The following is an 18,426-nucleotide window of genomic DNA, read 5'->3' as shown; positions in this document are numbered from 1 at the left end:
GCTAAAATCTCATCCTTTTGTAGATAAAAAAGGGTAAGTGCTTGATGATTGCCATAATAAAACGCCAGAAAAACGGATGGTAAATTAGGCGCTTACCTGCTTTTGTCGCACGCCAACAAGCTTTTGCACATACTTTTGGTGGGGAAGCATAAAAAATTCCTGGGCTGCCATAGGTTTGAGCGGTATCAATAAAACCCAATCTTGCAACAGTGATGCTCATGTTTTTAGGGGCGGATTGTTGCAGTCCTTCTAGATAAACTTCAATAGCTGCTTTGGTGCCGCCGTAGGCGCTATTTTTACTTCTTCCGCGACAAGCGGCTACAGAGCTTAAAAACAATAGATGGTAATTGGATTGTGTTCGTTGTAAATAGGTATGAATCAATTGAAAGGTGCTTAAAACATTGGTGTGTATCAAGTCTTCAATTGCGATTAAATTAAGTTCATGATTTTGCAGCATAGCACTATGTGCGATAAACAAATCCAACTCGGTAGCGGATTTGGATTGCAACAATTCAAGTACATTACGCAAATCTTTAGAAAAATCGATAAGCAATAACTCACATTTCACCTGATAACGTAAACGGATATTGGCAGCTATAATTTCGAGTTGTTGCAAATGACGGCCCACCAGAATCAAATTCTGTTTTGCTTGTGCTGCTAATTGAGCAAATTCTTCAGCAATAATGGATGTTGCACCTAAAATGACCCAGGTTCTTGCTTTCATGATGTAATTCCTAAACGTCTACTTAAGTCAGAGCGCATAGGACTTTTGTAATGGGATAGCACGTCAATAAATTCCTCATAATGTGGATATTGATGACGAAATTGATCAGGCGTTAAAAATAAATCTTTTGCCAAATAACACTTTCCGCCTATTTGAGTAATCTGTTCATTCATGGCTCGCATTGCTATTTGCGCTTGATGATTATTAATAAAATCAGCAGCTAAAGTAAATCCTGGCTGAGTAAATGATAAAAGGCCACTGCCGTATTGGGTAAAATATTTCAATACAGCAAGAGTTGGTGTGGCTTCGGTCTTATTTATAATCTGTAACAATTGCTCAATAGTATTTTGTGCCGTATCTGCAGCGAAAACGGCCTGGAATTGTAGTAAACCTTTCTTTCCGTATAGCCGATTCCAATGTTGAACAGCATCCAGAGGGTTATTAAAATGATACAGGGGTAGGTTTCGTTTTTTAGTATGAGAGTATTTGAAGTACCAACGATTAAATAATTTCATATTCCATGCCGTCACGACACGGAAGGGCAATTTAGGAATAGCTAAATGATAACGTCCCTTTTTGATGGTTTTCTCGGTATGATTTGCCCCTGACAACAGAGCACAACGCTCCTGATTAAGTAAATCAAGCCAAGCAACCTGATAGTCATACTGAGTTCCCTGAGATTGCATCCGCTTAAGTAGTGGCTTTAATTCGGTATATTTTTCGGTTTCTACCTCAACAAAGGAGGAAGCCTTGCGCATATTAAGAGCTACTCGTTTAATGATTCCTGTTAAACCCAAGCCGCCAATGGTAGCATAAAAAAGGTCACGATTCTTTTGGGGACTACAGGTAAAAGACTTGTTGTTTAACTGCAATTCCAGCCATGCCACGTGTTGTCCAAAACTGCCGGCTTGATGGTTATTTTTGCCATGCACATCATTGGCAACACCACCGGCAAGAGTTGCTCGCAGGGTTCCAGGAATAACTGGAGGAACGTACTGCGGGTTAATGGAGAAAAGGTCAGCAAAACTGACACCTCCTTGAGCGATTAAAATACCTGTTGATGTGTCGAATGATATTAGATGATTCAAACGAGAGGTTTCAACAATAACTCCCTCACTATTGAAACAGCAGTCTCCATAACTTGAACCGTTGCCACGTGCTAATAAGGTTTGAGAGTCAGTAAAAGCTTCGGCAACTTGAGTTTCATTATCAGGACGTAAACAGGTAGCATTAGTTAATATTGAATGACTGAAATTTGACAGTTTTTTAGTTCGACCGAGCATGTCTTTATCCTTATTTAACCTAAGTGTGGCATGTTTTTTTCACAAGCGAAATGGTTCTACACCAAGAACTTTGTAAATATATCGTTGATCCTATTGACTAAACGCATCGGTTGTTCGACAGTAAAGAATAGCTTATTGATAAAATACAGGATTTTGGCACGTCATTTGCTTATGCCATGCGTGCAATTATAAGTATAGCTAAAGTAGCAAACCAGAGCTCTTACAGGAAAGTTATGGCGGAAAAAGAAGTTTTATCACAGGAAGAAATTGATGCGTTACTAACCACGGTAAATGAGGATAATTCATCCAATCAGGATGAGAAAGAGCCTTTAGATACCGATGAACGCGCAACAAATTCACCAAGAGAAGAGCATGTTGAAGTACTCAATTTTTCGAGTCAAGAACGGGTAGTTCGAGGTGAGTTACCTGTTCTTGATAAGATTCATGACAGGGCAGCCCGATTTTTTGCCAATGATATCTATCAGCTCATGGCGAAAGATTTGCAAATTAAGCAAGAGGCTTTAGCTATATTTAAGCATCGCGAGTTCATGAGCAGCCTGCCAAACCCTACCTTGATGACTATTCGTCGCTTTAAGCCCTTAAGAGGCAAGGCCTTAATCCTGTTTGACAGTGTTTTTGTTTATGGTTTGGTGGACTACTATTTTGGTGGAAGCTCCCAGTTTCTATCGCAAAAGGCTCGGACCGATTTCACTGCCACTGAGCTTCGTGTCATGGAAATTATTATTGAAAAATTAGTTCATAACATTGAGCAAGCCTGGGCTCCAATTATTAAACTGGAAGCATTAAAGGTAGGAGATGAGACAAACCCCCAACTTGTTCATATTGGTGAGCCCAATGAATTATTATTAGTCAGTCGTTTTAACCTGGATTTTGGCAAAGAAACAGGTTCTTTTTCTTTCGTGATTCCTTATTCCATGGTAGAGCCAATAAAACAGCAATTGGAACTAGGTGCTGCCCGACCTGATGATGAAATTGATCCCAACTGGGTGATGTCGTTAAAAGATGAATTAATGGATGTGGAATTAACTGTAAGTTCTGTTATGGCACAAACCAGTAGTACGCTAGGGAAAGTCATGGAATGGCAAGTGGGTGATTTTATTCCAATGGAAAGAAATGAAGAAGTCACTTTGGATATAGAGGGTACGCCAGGTTTTACAGCAACAATGGGTAGTGCCAATGATAAACGGGCGATAAAGATTATAAAAAGGATAAGTTACTAGGGGAGTTGAATGAGCAATCAAGCGGAACCAGCAGCAAGCACAAGCAAGGAAAATGAAACAGTGCCGCCTGTGAATACATCGCAGGATGCGGATGTTGAAAAAATGGAATTAATTTTGGATATCCCTGTCGCGATAACAGTGGAGATTGGACGCACTAAAATGACTATCCGTAATCTCCTGCAGCTCAACCAGGGAGGGATTGTTGCCTTAGATAGGCTAGCAGGGGAGCCTTTGGACGTTTTAGTGAATAATACCTTGGTAGCACATGGTGAAGTTGTTGTTGTGAATGACAAGTTTGGCGTGCGATTAACAGACATTGTCAGTAAAGCAGAAAGGATTAAACGTTTACGATGAGGAAATGGTTATGTTGGGGATTATTCCCAGTGACTGCATGGGCAAACACTACTAACACGGGTAGCGGATCGGCAATCAGTAACGGTGAGCTCTTACGAGTTATGCTAGGTCTACTTCTCGTAGTGGGTGTCATCGTTTTTTTATCCTGGTTGTTGCGGCGTCTTAACAGTGCTGGTTTAGGCAATACGAATGGATTTAGAGTTATTGCGAGTATGAGTTTAGGGACAAGAGAAAAGATAATGCTAATAAATACTGGAAATCGTTTTTTACTGTTAGGGGTTACCACAGGAAGTATCAATACGTTACATGATTTTGGTGAAGAATTACCGGCGGGCTTTTTATCGGATAACAAAACATCATTTACCGAATTTCTTAAAACGGCTCTCGGAAAGTCTTAAAAAAATGAAAAAATTTACAATTATCGCACTTCTTTTGCTCAGCTCTCCCTGGTTTGCTCATGCGGCAACAACTTCCTTACCTGCAGTAACGGTGTCGGGAGCTCCGGATGGAGGGCAAACCTATAGTGTTAATTTACAAATTCTGATTTTTATGACATTGCTCAGTGTTCTGCCAGGTTTGCTGATGGCAATGACTGCGTTTACTCGAATTATTATTGTGTTGTCAATTTTGCGACAAGCAATTGGTATGGCACAGACACCAACCAATCAAATATTAATTGGCATCGCGCTTTTTCTAACGTTCTTTGTGATGTCTCCTATTTTTACCCAGATCAATCAACAAGCGTTGCAGCCTTATTTGTCCGATCAAATTGAATTTCCGCAAGCAGTGCAAAATGCACAAACTCCTTTGCGAAATTTCATGTTGAATCAGACACGAAAAAATGATTTGTCCTTGTTTGAAAAATTTAGCAGTACCACTTCTAGTAATCTGAGTGATGTTCCTATGAGTGTGTTAATTCCTGCGTTTCTTACCAGTGAATTAAAAACGGCATTTCAAATTGGTTTTATTCTATTCTTGCCATTTTTAATTATTGATTTAGTGGTGGCTAGCGTGCTCATGGCGATGGGGATGATGATGTTATCACCCTTGATTATTTCATTACCGTTTAAAATTATGTTGTTTGTGATGGTTGATGGATGGACCCTGGTATTAGGATCATTGGCGTCAAGTTTTGCTACCTAAGGAGAGGTAAATGACACCAGAAACGGTTTTGTCAATATTTAGCGAAGGAGTCTATGTCCTGATTCTTATGCTGGCTGTGCTCATTATTCCCGGACTAATTGTGGGTTTATTAGTCGCCATGTTTCAAGCTGCGACACAAATTAACGAGATGAGCTTAAGTTTCATACCCAAATTGTTGGTTACTTTCTTAGTGATGGTGATTGCAGGACCATGGTTATTGAAAACCATTATAAATTATACCGATTCATTAATCAGTAACATCCCTTATTTAATAGGTTAATGATGAACATCAATTACCCGGAGATGATTAACCTGTTTAGTAAAGTTGTTTGGCCTTTACCACGAATCAGCAGTTTATTTCTAACGATGCCTTTAATTTCTTCGATCATGGTTCCTGCCCGAATTCGGGTTATCTTTGCTATGGTGTTGGCTTTTTTGTGCGCTCCGACTATTGCAGATAATTTGTCTTTTCTTCAATTTGATGGTCGTTATATAGGATTTGTGAGCTATGAAATATTACTTGGCATTTTAATGGGTTTTATTTTGCAAATAGTATTTCAAATTTTTATCCTCGGTGGACAAATTATTGCCATGCAAGCAGGTTTGGGATTTGCAGTGATGGTTGATCCTGCAAGCAAAGCGAGCGTTCCTTTAATTAGTCAATTTTATTTGATGATGATCAGCTTAATATTCCTAAGCTTAAACGGTCATCTGGCAATTCTAAATGCTTTGCTGAGCAGTTTTCGTGAAATGCCAATAGGACACGTTGAAATTAGTCAGTCTATGTTGGGCAGTATTTTGAATTTTTCGGGGTGGATGTTTAAAGAAGCGGTATTAGTGGCCTTACCAGCTATTTTAGCGCTACTTATCGTAAACCTCGCATTTGGTGTTATGACACGTGTAGCACCACAACTTAATATTTTTTCAATGGGGTTTCCTCTAACGCTTTTAATGGGTATGGTAATAATTCATTTCAGTTTGCCAGGTGTTTCTGCACAGATAGCAGACAGTCTTGAACAAGGCATGCAAGTTATTATAGGACTCTTACATTAATGGCTGACGAAGAACAATCACAGGAAAAAACCGAACAGCCCTCGCCCAAGCGAATTAAAGAGGCCAGAGAAAAAGGGCAGGTAGCGCGTTCAAAAGATTTTAATGCAACATTGCTCTTATTATTTTCAGGAGGCGGCATTTTTATTTTTGGTCACTATGTTGCAGAACAACTCATGCAAATGATGCGTCAAGCTTTTGACTTTGACAGTCTTGTTTTAAGAACACCTGTAGTTTTATTAGAGCGGCTTTATACCGTTATTGGTGAAGGATTTTGGGCTATTTTGCCTTTGTTACTGGTGATTTTAGTTCTATCAATCTGTGCTCCGTTGTTGATGGGTGGATGGGTTTTTAGCTTAGAAGTTTTGCAGCCTAAACTCTCACGTTTAAGCCCATTAAAAGGTGTAAAGCGTATGTTTTCACTGAAAGGTTTCGTGGAAATGGCCAAAGCACTCCTCAAATTTCTCTTGGTTGCAATTGTTGCCATCGCTGTTTTACGATGGAAGATTCCTTTCCTGTTAAGCCTTGCCGATTTTTCATTGAGCAATGCCATTGCAAGTGGTTTGAGCACTGTTGCTCAATGTTTTTTGATTATTAGTGCCAGTTTAATTGTAATTGCTGCAGTGGATGTGCCTTTTCAATGGCATGAACACAATAAGCAATTAAAGATGACCAAACAAGAATTAAAAGATGAATACAAGGAAACTGAGGGGAAACCTGAGGTTAAGAGTCATATTCGCAAAATGCAGCAGGAGATAGCCAGAAAACGGATGATGAGTGAGGTACCGAAAGCGGATGTAGTCCTTACGAACCCCACTCATTATGCTGTAGCAATTAATTATAAGCAGCAAGGTAATCGAGCACCGATGGTCGTTGCCAAAGGAAAAGATTTAATTGCGTTACAAATTAATCGAGTCGCTCAGGCAAGTAACGTTCCTTTATTAACTGTTCCAGCTTTAACAAGAGCAATTTATTTTTCAACCGAACTTAACGCTGAGATTCCGAGAGGACTTTATGTCGCGGTAGCTCAAGTGCTAGCGTATATTTTTCAACTTAGGGATAAGCAACATTACGATAAAAGTCCAGAGTTCTTACAAAACTTACCCATACCTGATGAGTTAAAACGAGATGCACAGGAGAACGCATAATGAATGCGATATTACAATTCCTACGTCAATGGATACAGCAAGGCTTAGGCACGCCTTTAATGCTTATTATCATGCTAAGTATGATGATTTTGCCCTTACCTGCGTTTTTCCTGGATATTTTCTTCACGTTTAATATCGCTTTATCTCTCATTGTACTCCTGGCAGTCATTTATAGTGACAGACCCCTGGATTTTGCTGTATTCCCTACTGTGATTTTAATTGCCACCTTATTACGACTGGCTTTGAACGTCGCCTCTACGCGTGTCGTTTTACTCCATGGTCATACGGGTACAGATGCTGCAGGACAAGTTATCCAATCGTTTGGAGAGGTGGTCATTGGGGGTAACTACACGGTAGGTTTGGTTGTTTTTATTATCCTCGTGGTTATCAACTTTGTGGTCGTGACCAAAGGTGCCGGACGAGTGTCAGAAGTAAGTGCGCGTTTTACTCTGGACTCTTTGCCTGGGAAACAAATGGCAATTGATGCGGATTTAAATGCTGGTCTCATTTCGCAAGAGCAAGCGATTAAAAGACGAGAGGAAGTGGCTCAGGAAGCTGATTTCTATGGCTCGATGGATGGTGCTAGTAAATTTGTCCGCGGAGATGCTATTGCTGGAATTTTGATCTTACTCATTAACATCATTGGTGGCTTGATTATAGGTGTCGTTCAACATGGAATGAGCATAAGTGATGCATTGCATAACTACATTTTGCTAACTATTGGGGATGGCTTGGTAGCCCAAGTTCCTTCTTTAGTTTTATCAACAGCCGCAGCCATTATGGTCACCCGTGTATCAAGCTCGCAAAATATGGGCAATGCTGTAGTTAATCAAGTATTTGGCAATCCGCGCTCACTTATCATTGCAGCTGCAATTATTGGCATTATAGGACTCATTCCAGGGATGCCACATATTGCTTTTTTAATCTTGGCAGCAGGCTTGGGTGGGATGGCTTATTTGTTAATTAAGCAAGAGAAGCAGAAAAAGAAAGCAGAGAAAATTGCCGAATCCACGGCCAATAGCGCCAATGAACCGACAGGAGGCGAGCTTTCTTGGGATGATGTGAATCCAGTAGATGTGATTGGTTTGGAGGTGGGTTATCGACTTATACCACTGGTTGATAGTGCGCAAGGTGGTGTTTTATTGTCTCGCATTAAAGGGGTACGTAAGAAAATATCACAGGAATTAGGATTTCTAATTCCGACAGTTCATATTCGCGATAATCTTGATTTAAAACCTAACCACTATCGTATTAGCCTTGCTGGGGTTGTCATGGGAGAGTCAGCAATTCTTAATGACAAATGGTTGGCAATAAATCCTGGACAGGTTTTTGGTGAATTGGATGGACAACCCACCAAAGATCCAGCATTTGGCTTGGATGCAGTATGGATCAATGAAAACCAAAAAGAGCATGCACATACCGTTGGCTATACAGTAGTAGATGCCTCTACTGTAGTTGCAACACATCTAAGTCAAATTCTTGAAGAGAACAGCTACCAGTTACTTGGTTATGAAGAGACCCAACAACTGCTAGATAAGTTGGCAAGTAACTCGCCAAAACTGGTTAAAGAACTTGTGCCTGACGCATTATCATTAGGAGCAGTTAGCAAAGTCTTACAAGGTTTGTTGGTTGAGCATATTCCTCTAACTGATATTAGGACCATTGTGGAAAGCTTGGCAGAGGCTTCCTCTAAATCAAAAGATACTGACTATTTAATTAGTCAAGTTCGTGTGGCTTTGTCCCGCTTGATCACTCAAAAAATTAGTGGCTTGAATCAAGAGTTACCCATTATTACGCTAAAACCTGAGTTGGAACAGTTATTGCAAAATACAATTCAAAATAACGCAGGACAGGGAGTCAGTTTCGAACCGGGGATGGCTGACAAGATACAACAATCGTTAGTTCAGCTGGCAGCTCAGCAGCAGGCCAAACAAGAATTGGCAGTTTTAGTTGTGCAACCTGGGATACGATCGGTTCTGGCACGTTTTGTGCGTAATATTTCAAGTAACTTACACGTTTTGTCTTACCAGGAAATTCCTGATAACAAACAAATACGGATTATTGGAACAGTTGGTTAATTAAGGTGGAGGCTTATGAAATTAAAACGCTTTGTTGCACCCGATACCCGAAGTGCAATGCAACAAATCAAAGCGACTTTCGGCCCTGATGCAGTAATTTTATCAAGTAGCCGTGTTGATAATGGCGTGGAAATTGTGGCCGCAGTAGATTTTGATGAGACGGTATTAACTGCTTCTGCAGCTATTGCCAGTGCTGAGCCTGCTAGTCCGGTTAGCGAAAAACAACCACCTGCCGCATCTCCACTAGATGACATGCGTCAAGAAATCCAAACCTTGCGTGGTATGTTGGAAGCTCAGATGCGTGGTCAGGTAGGGCAAGGCAAACAGCCTCTACATGCCTTGCTAACCCAAAAATTATTAGACTTAAGCGTCAGTCAGACAACAGCGTCAAGTTTAGTCAGACAAATTAATCCAGGTCTTAATTTGCAACGGGCATGGCAACAAATCGTGAGTCATTTTTCTGACATTTTGCCCATTCGTAATCTGCCACAGATAGAGGAAGGTGGGATTTATGCCTTTGTTGGCCCTACTGGGGTAGGGAAAACAACAACCCTGGCAAAAATTGCTGCACGTTTTGCCTTGCGTTTTGGCGCAGACAAACTAGGTTTAGTCACGATGGATACTTATCGTATAGCAGCGCAAGAACAGCTGATGCTTTATGGTAAGATTCTCGGGGTTCAGGTGTGTGTAGCACAGGATGAAGTATCGTTGGGTCGAGTGATTAGACAACTGAATGAAAAGAAATTAATCCTTATTGACACGGCAGGTATGAATCCAGCCGATATTAGAGTCGCCACTCAAATGGATTTATTGAATTCACGATTACATTCTATCTCTACCGTTTTAGTGCTGCCAGCGACTAGTCATTATCATGTGTTGATGAATGCAATCAAACATTATGGTATCAGTCGCCTTGAACAATGCATTATTACAAAACTGGATGAGTCTTTAACCTTGGGTGGTGTGTTAAGTGCAGTGGTTGAAACTGGATTGGAAGTGAGTTACTTAACTCACGGTCAGAGGGTTCCTGAAGATATTAAAATGGCTACCCGTCACCAACTAATTGAACAATTTACTCAACAAGAAAAATTACTGCATGGTAATGAGAGCAATCCCCATTTGGAGATTGCAAGGGGGCAGTATGTCGAAGAGTAGACGTGTCACTGATCAGGCATCAGGCCTTCGTAACCTATCTCGTTCAAAACCAGTGAAAGTGATTGCTATTGCAGCAGGTAAAGGAGGCGTGGGTAAAAGCAATATTTCTGTGAATCTGGCAGTTGCCTTGGGTCAAAGAAATAAAAAGGTACTACTCCTTGATGCTGATTTAGGTTTGGCAAATGTAGATATCATGATAGGTTTGCATGCGAAGTATAATCTTTCCCACGTTGTACAAGGGCTTTGTCACTTAAGCGATATTATATTGCAAGGGCCTGAAGGAGTTCGAATAATCCCTGCTTCCTCAGGAACGGATTATATGACCCAATTAAGTGCAGCGGAGCATGCAGGAATTATTGATGCATTCAATGAAATTACTGACGATGTCGATTATATGATTATTGATACTGCAGCAGGGATTTCTGATACCGTGCTTAGTTTTGCGCGTTCAGCTCAGGAATTAATTGTCATTGTTTGTGATGAGCCTACCTCACTGACTGATGCTTATGCTCTAATCAAGGTAATGGCCAAGCGTTACGAGTGGAGTCATTTTCATGTATTGACCAACATGGTGCGCAGCACGAAAGAAGGGCGAGAATTATTCAATAAGTTATATCGAGTTGCTGAGCATTTCCTAAATGTCCGCTTGGACTATATTGGCGCCATCCCTTTTGATGAGCACGTACACGAGGCTGTAAAAAAGCAAAAACCTGTTTTACTGGCGTATCCTGATTCGCAAGCAGCCAAAGCAGTTTTACAACTGGCAGAGAGAGTGGAGGATTGGCCACATAAACATGCGTTAGGAGGTAATACTAGTTTTTTTCTTGAGCGTCTAGTAACTGGTGAACACTAAGGGAGTTATAAACTTGTCTTGGTAAGAACTTAATATAAAAAATTAAGCGCTTAGCCGGAAAAGACTAAGGAGAAATCGTGGATGCTTTGGCTGCGTACAGCAAAGTGAATCAACAGACACAGGAAATGCTGGTGAAGACCCATGCATTGATGGTAAAACGAATAGCGCATCATTTATTAGGACGTTTGCCACACACCGTGCAGCTGGATGATTTAGTACAGGCGGGCATGCTTGGTTTATTGGAAGCAGTGAGACATTATGATGCAACAAAAGGAGCATCTTTTGAGACGTATGCAGGCATTCGTATTCGCGGACATATGCTTGATGAAGTTCGACGCAATGATTGGGTGCCACGCTCAGTTTATCGGAATGCACGTATGATTTCAGAAGCGGTGAAAATTGTAGAAAATCGCTTGGGTCGCGATGCTAAAGATCATGAAGTGGCCAGCGAACTTAAGTTGAGTCTTGATGAATACTACGAAATGTTAAAAGATTCAGCGGGAAGTCAGCTCTATGGGTTTGATGATTTGGGAGTTACTGACGATATTTTAAAAATTGATAGCGAAAATGCTTCTACCGAACCTCATATCAATGTCTTGCAGGAAGATATGAGCAACCAGTTGTCGCAAATTATAGACAGCTTACCTGAAAAAGAGCGCTTGGTATTATCATTATATTATGAGCAAGATCTCAATTTAAAAGAAATTGGTGAAGTACTCGGCGTAAGTGAATCACGCGTTTCGCAGATTCACAGTCAAGCAACTCTTCGTATAAAATCGCGCTTACCGGAGTGATATCACTATGGATGGTTTGACATTACTTGGGTTAATTATTGCTTTCTCTTCAATTATCGTAGGTCAAATGTTTGAGGGTGGAGAAATCCATTCGCTCCTTAATTTACCTGCCTTGTTTATTGTACTCGGAGGTACTGTGGGGGCGGTTATGATACAAACCCCGTTTCAGACATTTCGACGAGCTTTCCGCATTTTACCCTGGATTTTTCGTCCGCCAGAATTACCTTTTGATCGAAGTCGCGAGCAATTAATAGATTTAGCTCGAAGAGCCAGACAGTTTGGTTTACTTTCTTTAGAAGAGCATCTTGAGCGAGAAAAAAATTTATTAATGCGGCAAGGGTTGGAACTGCTGGTGGTTGGCGTTGACAAACAAACAATTAGACAAGTACTTGAAACAGAGATTGTTCGTACTGAAGATCAAGATATGCGCGCAGCCCACGTATTTGAAAGTATGGGGGGGTACAGTCCGACAATTGGAATTTTAGGTGCTGTGCTAGGTCTTATACAGGTGATGCGTAATTTGGCCGATCCAAGCGAATTAGGGGTTGGTATCGCAGTTGCGTTCGTTGCTACCATTTATGGGGTGGGTTTTGCAAATTTAATTTTTCTGCCGGTAGCCAATAAAATAAAGACCTGTATTGCTAATCAGATTCACCATGATGAGATGATTGTAGAAGGATTAGTTTCTATGGCAAGTGGAGAGAGCCCTAATATGCTAAACTTGAAATTAAATAACTACGGACAGCACCATCAGCATGCACGGAAGAAAAAAGAAAGCGGACAACCATGAAGATGCCCACCGTTGGGTGGTATCTTATGCAGACTTCATCACACTACTATTTGCTTTTTTTGTAGTAATGTATGCGATATCGTCAGTTAATGTCTCAAAATACAAATCTCTTGCTCAGGGGATGCACTCAGCTTTTGCAAAAAAAGGAGACAAAAAACCTGTCGATGAACCTCCCAAGCTCAAAGACCCTAATAGTCCAGAAGCAACTTCAAACCCTAAAGATCCATTTGGCGATCTTGTTAAATCTTTAGCCGAGCTTCAAGATTCCGATTATCAAATGAATCCTCAAGACGGGTGGGTAGAGTTAGATATAAAGGCAGGAGCTTTGTTTGAAAGTGGCAGCGCAGAATTAAGGCCCATTGCTTTTGTTAAATTGATGCAAATTGCCGACGTTGTTAAAAAACTGCCTTACCCAATTGCTTTAGAGGGCTACACGGATGATGTGCCTATTAGTACTAATCAATATCCTTCAAATTGGGAGTTGTCTGCAGCCAGAGCTGCATCAGTTGCTCGTATGTTAACAATGTTTGGTGTAGGGCAATCACGAATTACAGTCACAGGTTTTGGTGATCAATATCCTATAGCAGATAATGCTACCGAAGAGGGGCGTGCTAAAAATAGACGCGTGAATATGATTATTGCCAAGGATAAAACCATTCCCCGCTTATTAAACCCAGCGATTGTTATGAAGACACCAAAACTAGTAACAGATGAGGATGACTATGAAAAAATATCACCTAAAAAGGTCGATAAAGTTGATAAAACTAAAAAAACTGAACTGAAAACTAAGGAACCATCATGATTATTGCTTTAATTGCTGCTGTCTGCTTAAGTCTATTTTTTTTTAGGGCAATGCGTAATTCGCAGAAAATGACAGAAGGTTTAAAAGAAAATATTCGAGGGATAAGGCAAGAATTAAAGCAACTCCAGCGTAGCCATATGGTCCTAGTGAACGCTGACTTGGGATTTTCTAAACAAATTGCAGAAATTAATCGTCAGCTCGTTAGTATGGATAATCAGCTGCAGGCCTTGGAAAATAAACGAGACAATGATGGTGGTTACCAACATGCCTTGCGTATTTTAGAAATGGGTGGGGATAAAGAGGAAATTATGAATAGTTGTCATCTATCCAATGCGGAAGCAGAGTTGCTCATGAATTTGCATGCTTATCGCGCTGTTATCAAAACGCATCCACATATGAATAATAGTTAGTAGTAGATTAAGAACAATAAAGCTTCGTTTTGTTTTGCTAAACTTAATCTAAAAATGACTAATTATTGCAGAAGGAGAAAATTATGGCCGTTTTCCTTAACCATACCATTGTAGCGGCACATGATAATCAAGCTTCGGCAGATTTTTTAGCGGAAATACTTAATCTTCCAACACCGAAACATTGGGGACCTTTCGTAATGGTACATACGAATAACGATGTTAGCCTTGATTATAAAAATATGTCAGGCACGATTCATCCGCAACATTATGCTTTTTTAGTGACTGAAGCTGAGTTTGATGAAAGTTTTAAGCGAATTCAAAATAAAAAGCTCACTTATTGGGCTGATCCAGAACAAGCAAAGCCAGGGGAGATTAACCATTGGGATGGTGGTCGAGGGGTTTATTTCGAGGATCCCGATGGTCATCTTATGGAGCTAATTACACGACCCTACGGCGATAGAAAAGAGAGAGACAAATAACTAACAGTTATAAAGATGATCTTTTCGGTGAATAAGAATACAATAAAATTTTTAATGTGTGGTAGTTTTATGCAAAAAATAAACATAGCTGAGAAATTTGCGTTATTCCATGATTATTGGTCGCCTAAAATCGTGGGAGAGCTAAATGATGCACACATAAAACTTGCCAAATTTAAAGGCGAGTTTGTATGGCACAAACATGATAATGAAGATGAATTGTTTTTGGTTGTAAAAGGTCAATTATTAATAAAACTTCGTGATAAAGATATTCATCTTAATGAAGGCGAATTTGTCATCATTCCTAAAGGGATTGAACATATGCCTGTAGCTCAAGAAGAAGTTCATGTTATATTGATGGAACCGAAAACCACATTAAATACCGGTGATGCAACTTCTGAGTTAACAAAAAGTCAATTGGATAGAATATAGCCTATTGTGCAACTCTTAATTTCTCTATTTCACTAAAATATAACTGAGGCCGTAAATGGATCAATTGCTTCATACTTTAGATGTCGACGATTTAGATTCTTTAACTTTGGATGCTAAGCATCAGGCGCTTATTTCCCTGGAAGCTGGAAAAGTGCTTTATTTACCGTTTTATTCTTTTCATTTAGATGCTTCTGAGCAAAATCAGTTACTTTCCGATCAAATTCTGGACGGTAAGCACAAGAACTTCAGTTTTAATTATCAAACCAAAAATTTGGGAGGGAAGGATTCCCAACCTCATAATTTAACAATGGCTACGCTTCTGAAAGTATTTATGCAGCGTTATGCTGAGTTTACTAAAAAATTGATCACCACAATCTTACCAAGCTATACCGAAGAAATTATTTGGGGACGAACCAGTTATAGTCCAGCGGAAATTAAAGGACGTAGTAGTTCAAGACGAAAAGATGACACACGATTACATATTGATTCTTCTTCTGCGACACCCGTGAATGGAAAACGAATCCTACGCGTTTTCACGAATGTAAATCCTTATGGGGAGCCTCGTATTTGGCATCTGGGTGAACCCTTTATAAATGTATTGGCCCGTTTTTCAGCGAGTATTCCACCTTATAGCTATTCCATTGCCAAATTATTATATTTAATTAAAGCAACCAAGACTCTACGTTCGGCTTATGATCACTATCAATTAAATTTACATGACAGCATGAAATTGGACGATGGCTACCAACTAAAAGTCAGCAAAGAACGTGTGGAATTTCAAGCACAAAGTACATGGATAGCTTTCACTGATCACGTGTCTCATGCCGCCTTAAGTGGCCAATTTTTGCTGGAACAGACATTTTATTTACCAGTGAATGCTATGAAAAATCCAGAGCTGTCACCGCTTAAACATTGGGAAAGAGAAAAAAATATAGCTATTTTGGCCTAGATTGATAAATGACATTCCTATGGTCAGAAATTAGCTTTAGTTGTACAATAATGCCCTTATTTTTAAACCTAAAGGACACTCATGTTGGAAGTAAATCAAATCAATCTTACTTTGGCTGATTTGGATAAGCGAATAACAGCGCTTCGGGGGTATCTTTGACTTTGATCACAAGCGTGAGCGTTTGGAAGAGGTAACTCGAGAGTTAGAGTCCTCAGAAATTTGGAATAATCCTGAGCATGCACAAGCCTTAGGTCGCGAGCGAGCGCAACTGGAAGCAGTAGTCCATCAATTAGAGCAGTTAAGCCAATCGGTTACTGATTTAACGGAACTCTTTGAGTTAGCACGCGTTGAAGAAGATGACTCAATGATTCATGATGTCGCCAATGAAATGGCTAGCGTTGAACAACGGGTTGCTGGTCTTGAATTTAGACGTATGTTTTCTGGTGAAATGGATAGTTCCAATGCTTACTTGGATATTCAGTCTGGTTCTGGGGGAACTGAAGCACAAGATTGGGCTGAAATGTTACTTCGCATGTATTTGCGTTGGGGAGAGCAACACGGTTTTACAACCGAACTCATTGAATGTTCAGCGGGTGAAGTAGCAGGCATTAAAAGTGCGACTATTTATTTTACCGGTGAATATGCTTATGGCTGGTTGCGTACAGAAACTGGAGTTCATCGTTTAGTACGAAAATCACCGTTTGATTCTGGAAATCGCCGCCATACTTCATTTGCAGCTGTTTTCGTTTCTCCCGAAATCGATGATGATATAGATATTGAGATTAACCCTGCTGATTTGCGTATTGATACTTATCGCGCTTCAGGTGCTGGGGGACAGCACGTTAACCGAACTGATTCTGCAGTACGTATCACTCACGAACCCAGTGGTATTGTGGTGCAATGTCAAACAGATAGAAGCCAGCACAAGAACAAAGATCAAGCGATGAAGCAATTGCGTGCCAAGCTCTATGAAATGGAAATACAGAAGAAAAATGCAGCGCAGCAAGCTTTGGAAGCGACCAAATCTGATATTGGATGGGGATCTCAAATTCGTTCGTATGTCCTTGATCAATCTCGAATAAAGGACTTACGTACAGGTGTGGAGACGAGTAATACACAAGCAGTTCTAGATGGTGATCTAGATCAATTTATTGAAGCCAGCTTAAAAGCGGGAGTAGGGGAACAATGACAGAAGAACATTTAGACGAAAGTGAAGTTTATCAGATTCGTAAGCAAAAACTGGCTGATTTACGTGAAAGTGGATTTAATTTTCCCAATAAATTTCGTCGTCATGATTTAGCGCTTGATTTATTAAGAAAATACACCGAAATTGAAAAAGAACCATTAGCTGAACAACACGTTAAGGCTGTGGTTGCTGGACGGATTGTACTTCGCCGTATTATGGGAAAAGCCAGCTTTTTTCACATTCAGGATGTCTCTGGACGCATTCAAATTTATGTCCGTCAAAATGACTTACCCGAACTGTATGAGCAATTTAAGCATTGGGATTTAGGAGACATCGTTGGGGTAAGCGGTGAGTTATTTAAAACCAATACCGGCGAATTGACTGTAAATGCTGAACAAATGGAATTGTTGACAAAATCATTACGTCCCTTACCCGATAAATTTCATGGCTTGGCTGATCAGGAAATGCGTTATCGTAAACGCTATGTGGATTTAATTGCGAATGAAGAAAGTCGCAAAACCTTTTTGGTACGCTCGAAAATGATTCAGGCATTCCGACAATTCATGGATAGTCATCAGTTTCTCGAAGTAGAAACGCCGATGATGCATCCGATTCCCGGGGGAGCAATAGCACGTCCTTTTATCACGCATCATAATACTTTGGATATGCAAATGTTTTTACGCATTGCGCCTGAATTGTATCTGAAGCGATTAATTGTTGGTGGTTTTGAACGTGTTTATGAAATAAATCGTAATTTCCGTAACGAAGGCATTTCTACGCGCCACAATCCTGAGTTTACAATGGTTGAATTCTACCAGGCTTATGCTGATTACAATGACTTGATGGATTTCACCGAAAAACTACTCCGTTATTTGTGTGATGCGGTATTGGAAAAGCAACAAGTTGACTACCAGGGGCATGTGATTGATTTTGCAAAACCGTTTGCAAGAATGAGTGTTAAAGAAGCAATCTTATACTATCACAAAGAATTAGCACAAGGTCAATTGGATTCAATTGAAGGTTGTCGTACGCTCTTGGAGCAGCTAAGTATTACTTATAAACCTACGGATGGCTTGGGCAAACTTCAAATGTTAGTCTTTGAAGAAACTGTCGAACATTTACTCATTCAACCCACATTTATCACCGCATATCCGACCGAGGTATCACCCTTAGCAAGACGTAATGATGTCAATCCAGAAGTAACCGATCGCTTTGAGTTTTTCATTGCCGGTCGAGAAATTGCTAATGGCTTTTCTGAATTGAATGATGCTCAAGATCAGGCTGAGCGCTTTCAAAAACAAGTGGAAGAGAAAGATGCAGGTGATTTGGAAGCCATGCATTTTGACAGTGATTATATTGAAGCCTTAGAGTATGGTATGCCACCTACTGCGGGAGAGGGGATAGGGATTGATCGTCTGGTCATGTTATTTACGAACTCCCCCTCTATTCGTGACGTTATTTTATTCCCTCACATGCGGCAAAATTAATTCTTTATAAAGGCAGCCTGGGCTGCCTTTATTTTTTTCTTGAAACGCATTTTCTCTCCTACTTCTTATCT

Annotated in this window: 21 protein-coding genes; 19 read left to right on the top strand and 2 right to left on the bottom strand. The window is 40.2% G+C overall.

Annotated elements, in window-relative coordinates; translation table 11 throughout:
- Window position 1: 1 nt before the first annotated feature.
- Window positions 2-724 carry an SDR family NAD(P)-dependent oxidoreductase gene (locus LHA_RS10550; RefSeq protein WP_045106511.1) on the bottom strand — a complete coding sequence of 241 codons (723 nt, stop codon included), beginning with the start codon at window positions 722-724 and terminating at the stop codon, window positions 2-4.
- Window positions 721-2,007 (bottom strand): FAD-binding oxidoreductase, encoded by a 1,287-nt coding sequence (locus tag LHA_RS10545; RefSeq protein WP_045106510.1) that lies wholly within the window; start codon window positions 2,005-2,007, stop codon window positions 721-723. Before LHA_RS10545 ends, LHA_RS10550 begins: the two co-directional genes overlap by 4 nt.
- A gap of 233 nt (window positions 2,008-2,240) precedes the next feature.
- Here LHA_RS10545 and fliM point away from each other — a divergent pair, with 233 nt between their 5' ends.
- The 19 genes from fliM to lysS all read left to right on the top strand — a co-directional run bounded on the left by fliM (window position 2,241) and on the right by lysS (window position 18,355).
- Window positions 2,241-3,248 carry a flagellar motor switch protein FliM gene (gene fliM / locus LHA_RS10540; RefSeq protein WP_045106509.1) on the top strand — a complete coding sequence of 336 codons (1,008 nt, stop codon included), beginning with the start codon at window positions 2,241-2,243 and terminating at the stop codon, window positions 3,246-3,248.
- 9 nt (window positions 3,249-3,257) lie between these two features.
- A complete protein-coding gene (fliN, locus tag LHA_RS10535; RefSeq protein WP_045106508.1) occupies window positions 3,258-3,602 on the top strand; it encodes a flagellar motor switch protein FliN in 345 nt (114 codons plus the stop codon).
- Window positions 3,599-4,000 (top strand): flagellar biosynthetic protein FliO, encoded by a 402-nt coding sequence (gene fliO, locus LHA_RS10530; RefSeq protein ID WP_045106507.1) that lies wholly within the window; start codon window positions 3,599-3,601, stop codon window positions 3,998-4,000. The genes fliN and fliO overlap by 4 nt, the downstream gene beginning before the upstream one ends.
- 4 nt (window positions 4,001-4,004) lie before the next feature.
- A complete protein-coding gene (gene fliP, locus LHA_RS10525; protein ID WP_045106506.1) occupies window positions 4,005-4,745 on the top strand; it encodes a flagellar type III secretion system pore protein FliP in 741 nt (246 codons plus the stop codon).
- A gap of 10 nt (window positions 4,746-4,755) precedes the next feature.
- Window positions 4,756-5,025, top strand: a complete 270-nt coding sequence (fliQ, locus tag LHA_RS10520) for a flagellar biosynthesis protein FliQ (protein WP_045106505.1) — start codon at window positions 4,756-4,758, stop codon at window positions 5,023-5,025.
- A 2-nt stretch (window positions 5,026-5,027) separates the two neighbouring features.
- Complete coding sequence (gene fliR / locus LHA_RS10515) at window positions 5,028-5,798, top strand: flagellar biosynthetic protein FliR (RefSeq protein ID WP_045106504.1); 771 nt, start codon at window positions 5,028-5,030, stop codon at window positions 5,796-5,798.
- A complete protein-coding gene (flhB, locus tag LHA_RS10510) occupies window positions 5,798-6,943 on the top strand; it encodes a flagellar biosynthesis protein FlhB (RefSeq protein ID WP_045106503.1) in 1,146 nt (381 codons plus the stop codon). The genes fliR and flhB overlap by 1 nt, the downstream gene beginning before the upstream one ends.
- A complete protein-coding gene (flhA, locus tag LHA_RS10505) occupies window positions 6,943-9,021 on the top strand; it encodes a flagellar biosynthesis protein FlhA (RefSeq protein WP_045106502.1) in 2,079 nt (692 codons plus the stop codon). Before flhB ends, flhA begins: the two co-directional genes overlap by 1 nt.
- A gap of 15 nt (window positions 9,022-9,036) precedes the next feature.
- The gene (gene flhF, locus LHA_RS10500) at window positions 9,037-10,176 is read left to right on the top strand and encodes a flagellar biosynthesis protein FlhF (RefSeq protein WP_082060335.1); all 1,140 of its coding nucleotides are present in this window, start codon (window positions 9,037-9,039) and stop codon (window positions 10,174-10,176) included.
- On the top strand, window positions 10,163-11,029 hold the full coding sequence (locus tag LHA_RS10495) for a MinD/ParA family protein (protein WP_045106501.1): 867 nt from the start codon (window positions 10,163-10,165) through the stop codon (window positions 11,027-11,029). The genes flhF and LHA_RS10495 overlap by 14 nt, the downstream gene beginning before the upstream one ends.
- Before the next feature lie 77 nt (window positions 11,030-11,106).
- The gene (locus tag LHA_RS10490) at window positions 11,107-11,823 is read left to right on the top strand and encodes an RNA polymerase sigma factor FliA (RefSeq protein WP_045106500.1); all 717 of its coding nucleotides are present in this window, start codon (window positions 11,107-11,109) and stop codon (window positions 11,821-11,823) included.
- 7 nt (window positions 11,824-11,830) lie between these two features.
- Window positions 11,831-12,613 carry a flagellar motor protein gene (locus tag LHA_RS10485; protein WP_045106499.1) on the top strand — a complete coding sequence of 261 codons (783 nt, stop codon included), beginning with the start codon at window positions 11,831-11,833 and terminating at the stop codon, window positions 12,611-12,613.
- 16 nt (window positions 12,614-12,629) lie between these two features.
- Complete coding sequence (locus tag LHA_RS10480) at window positions 12,630-13,415, top strand: OmpA family protein (RefSeq protein WP_231861901.1); 786 nt, start codon at window positions 12,630-12,632, stop codon at window positions 13,413-13,415.
- Window positions 13,412-13,825, top strand: a complete 414-nt coding sequence (locus LHA_RS10475; RefSeq protein ID WP_052673682.1) for a DUF2802 domain-containing protein — start codon at window positions 13,412-13,414, stop codon at window positions 13,823-13,825. The genes LHA_RS10480 and LHA_RS10475 overlap by 4 nt, the downstream gene beginning before the upstream one ends.
- 83 nt (window positions 13,826-13,908) lie before the next feature.
- The gene (locus tag LHA_RS10470) at window positions 13,909-14,304 is read left to right on the top strand and encodes a VOC family protein (protein WP_045106497.1); all 396 of its coding nucleotides are present in this window, start codon (window positions 13,909-13,911) and stop codon (window positions 14,302-14,304) included.
- Between the two features lie 27 nt (window positions 14,305-14,331).
- The gene (locus LHA_RS10465) at window positions 14,332-14,733 is read left to right on the top strand and encodes a cupin domain-containing protein (protein ID WP_231861900.1); all 402 of its coding nucleotides are present in this window, start codon (window positions 14,332-14,334) and stop codon (window positions 14,731-14,733) included.
- A gap of 55 nt (window positions 14,734-14,788) precedes the next feature.
- Window positions 14,789-15,682: a Kdo hydroxylase family protein gene (locus LHA_RS10460; RefSeq protein WP_045106496.1), complete on the top strand. Its 894-nt coding sequence runs from the start codon at window positions 14,789-14,791 to the stop codon at window positions 15,680-15,682.
- Window positions 15,683-15,763: 81 nt separating this feature from the next.
- Window positions 15,764-16,871 (top strand): peptide chain release factor 2 gene (prfB, locus tag LHA_RS10455; protein ID WP_102046649.1). Its coding sequence is split into 2 segments (ribosomal slippage): window positions 15,764-15,838 and window positions 15,840-16,871, totalling 1,107 coding nucleotides; the frame shifts between segments, so codons are not numbered across the junction.
- Window positions 16,868-18,355, top strand: coding sequence for a lysine--tRNA ligase (lysS, locus tag LHA_RS10450; protein WP_045106495.1), 1,488 nt, complete (start codon window positions 16,868-16,870; stop codon window positions 18,353-18,355). Before prfB ends, lysS begins: the two co-directional genes overlap by 4 nt.
- The last annotated feature ends 71 nt before the right edge of the window (window positions 18,356-18,426 follow it).

This window comes from Legionella hackeliae, assembly GCF_000953655.1.
Taxonomy (GTDB): Bacteria; Pseudomonadota; Gammaproteobacteria; order Legionellales; family Legionellaceae; genus Tatlockia; species Tatlockia hackeliae.
The sequence above is the reverse complement of the archived record's forward strand: the minus strand, read 5'-3'. Positions and strand labels throughout refer to the sequence as shown.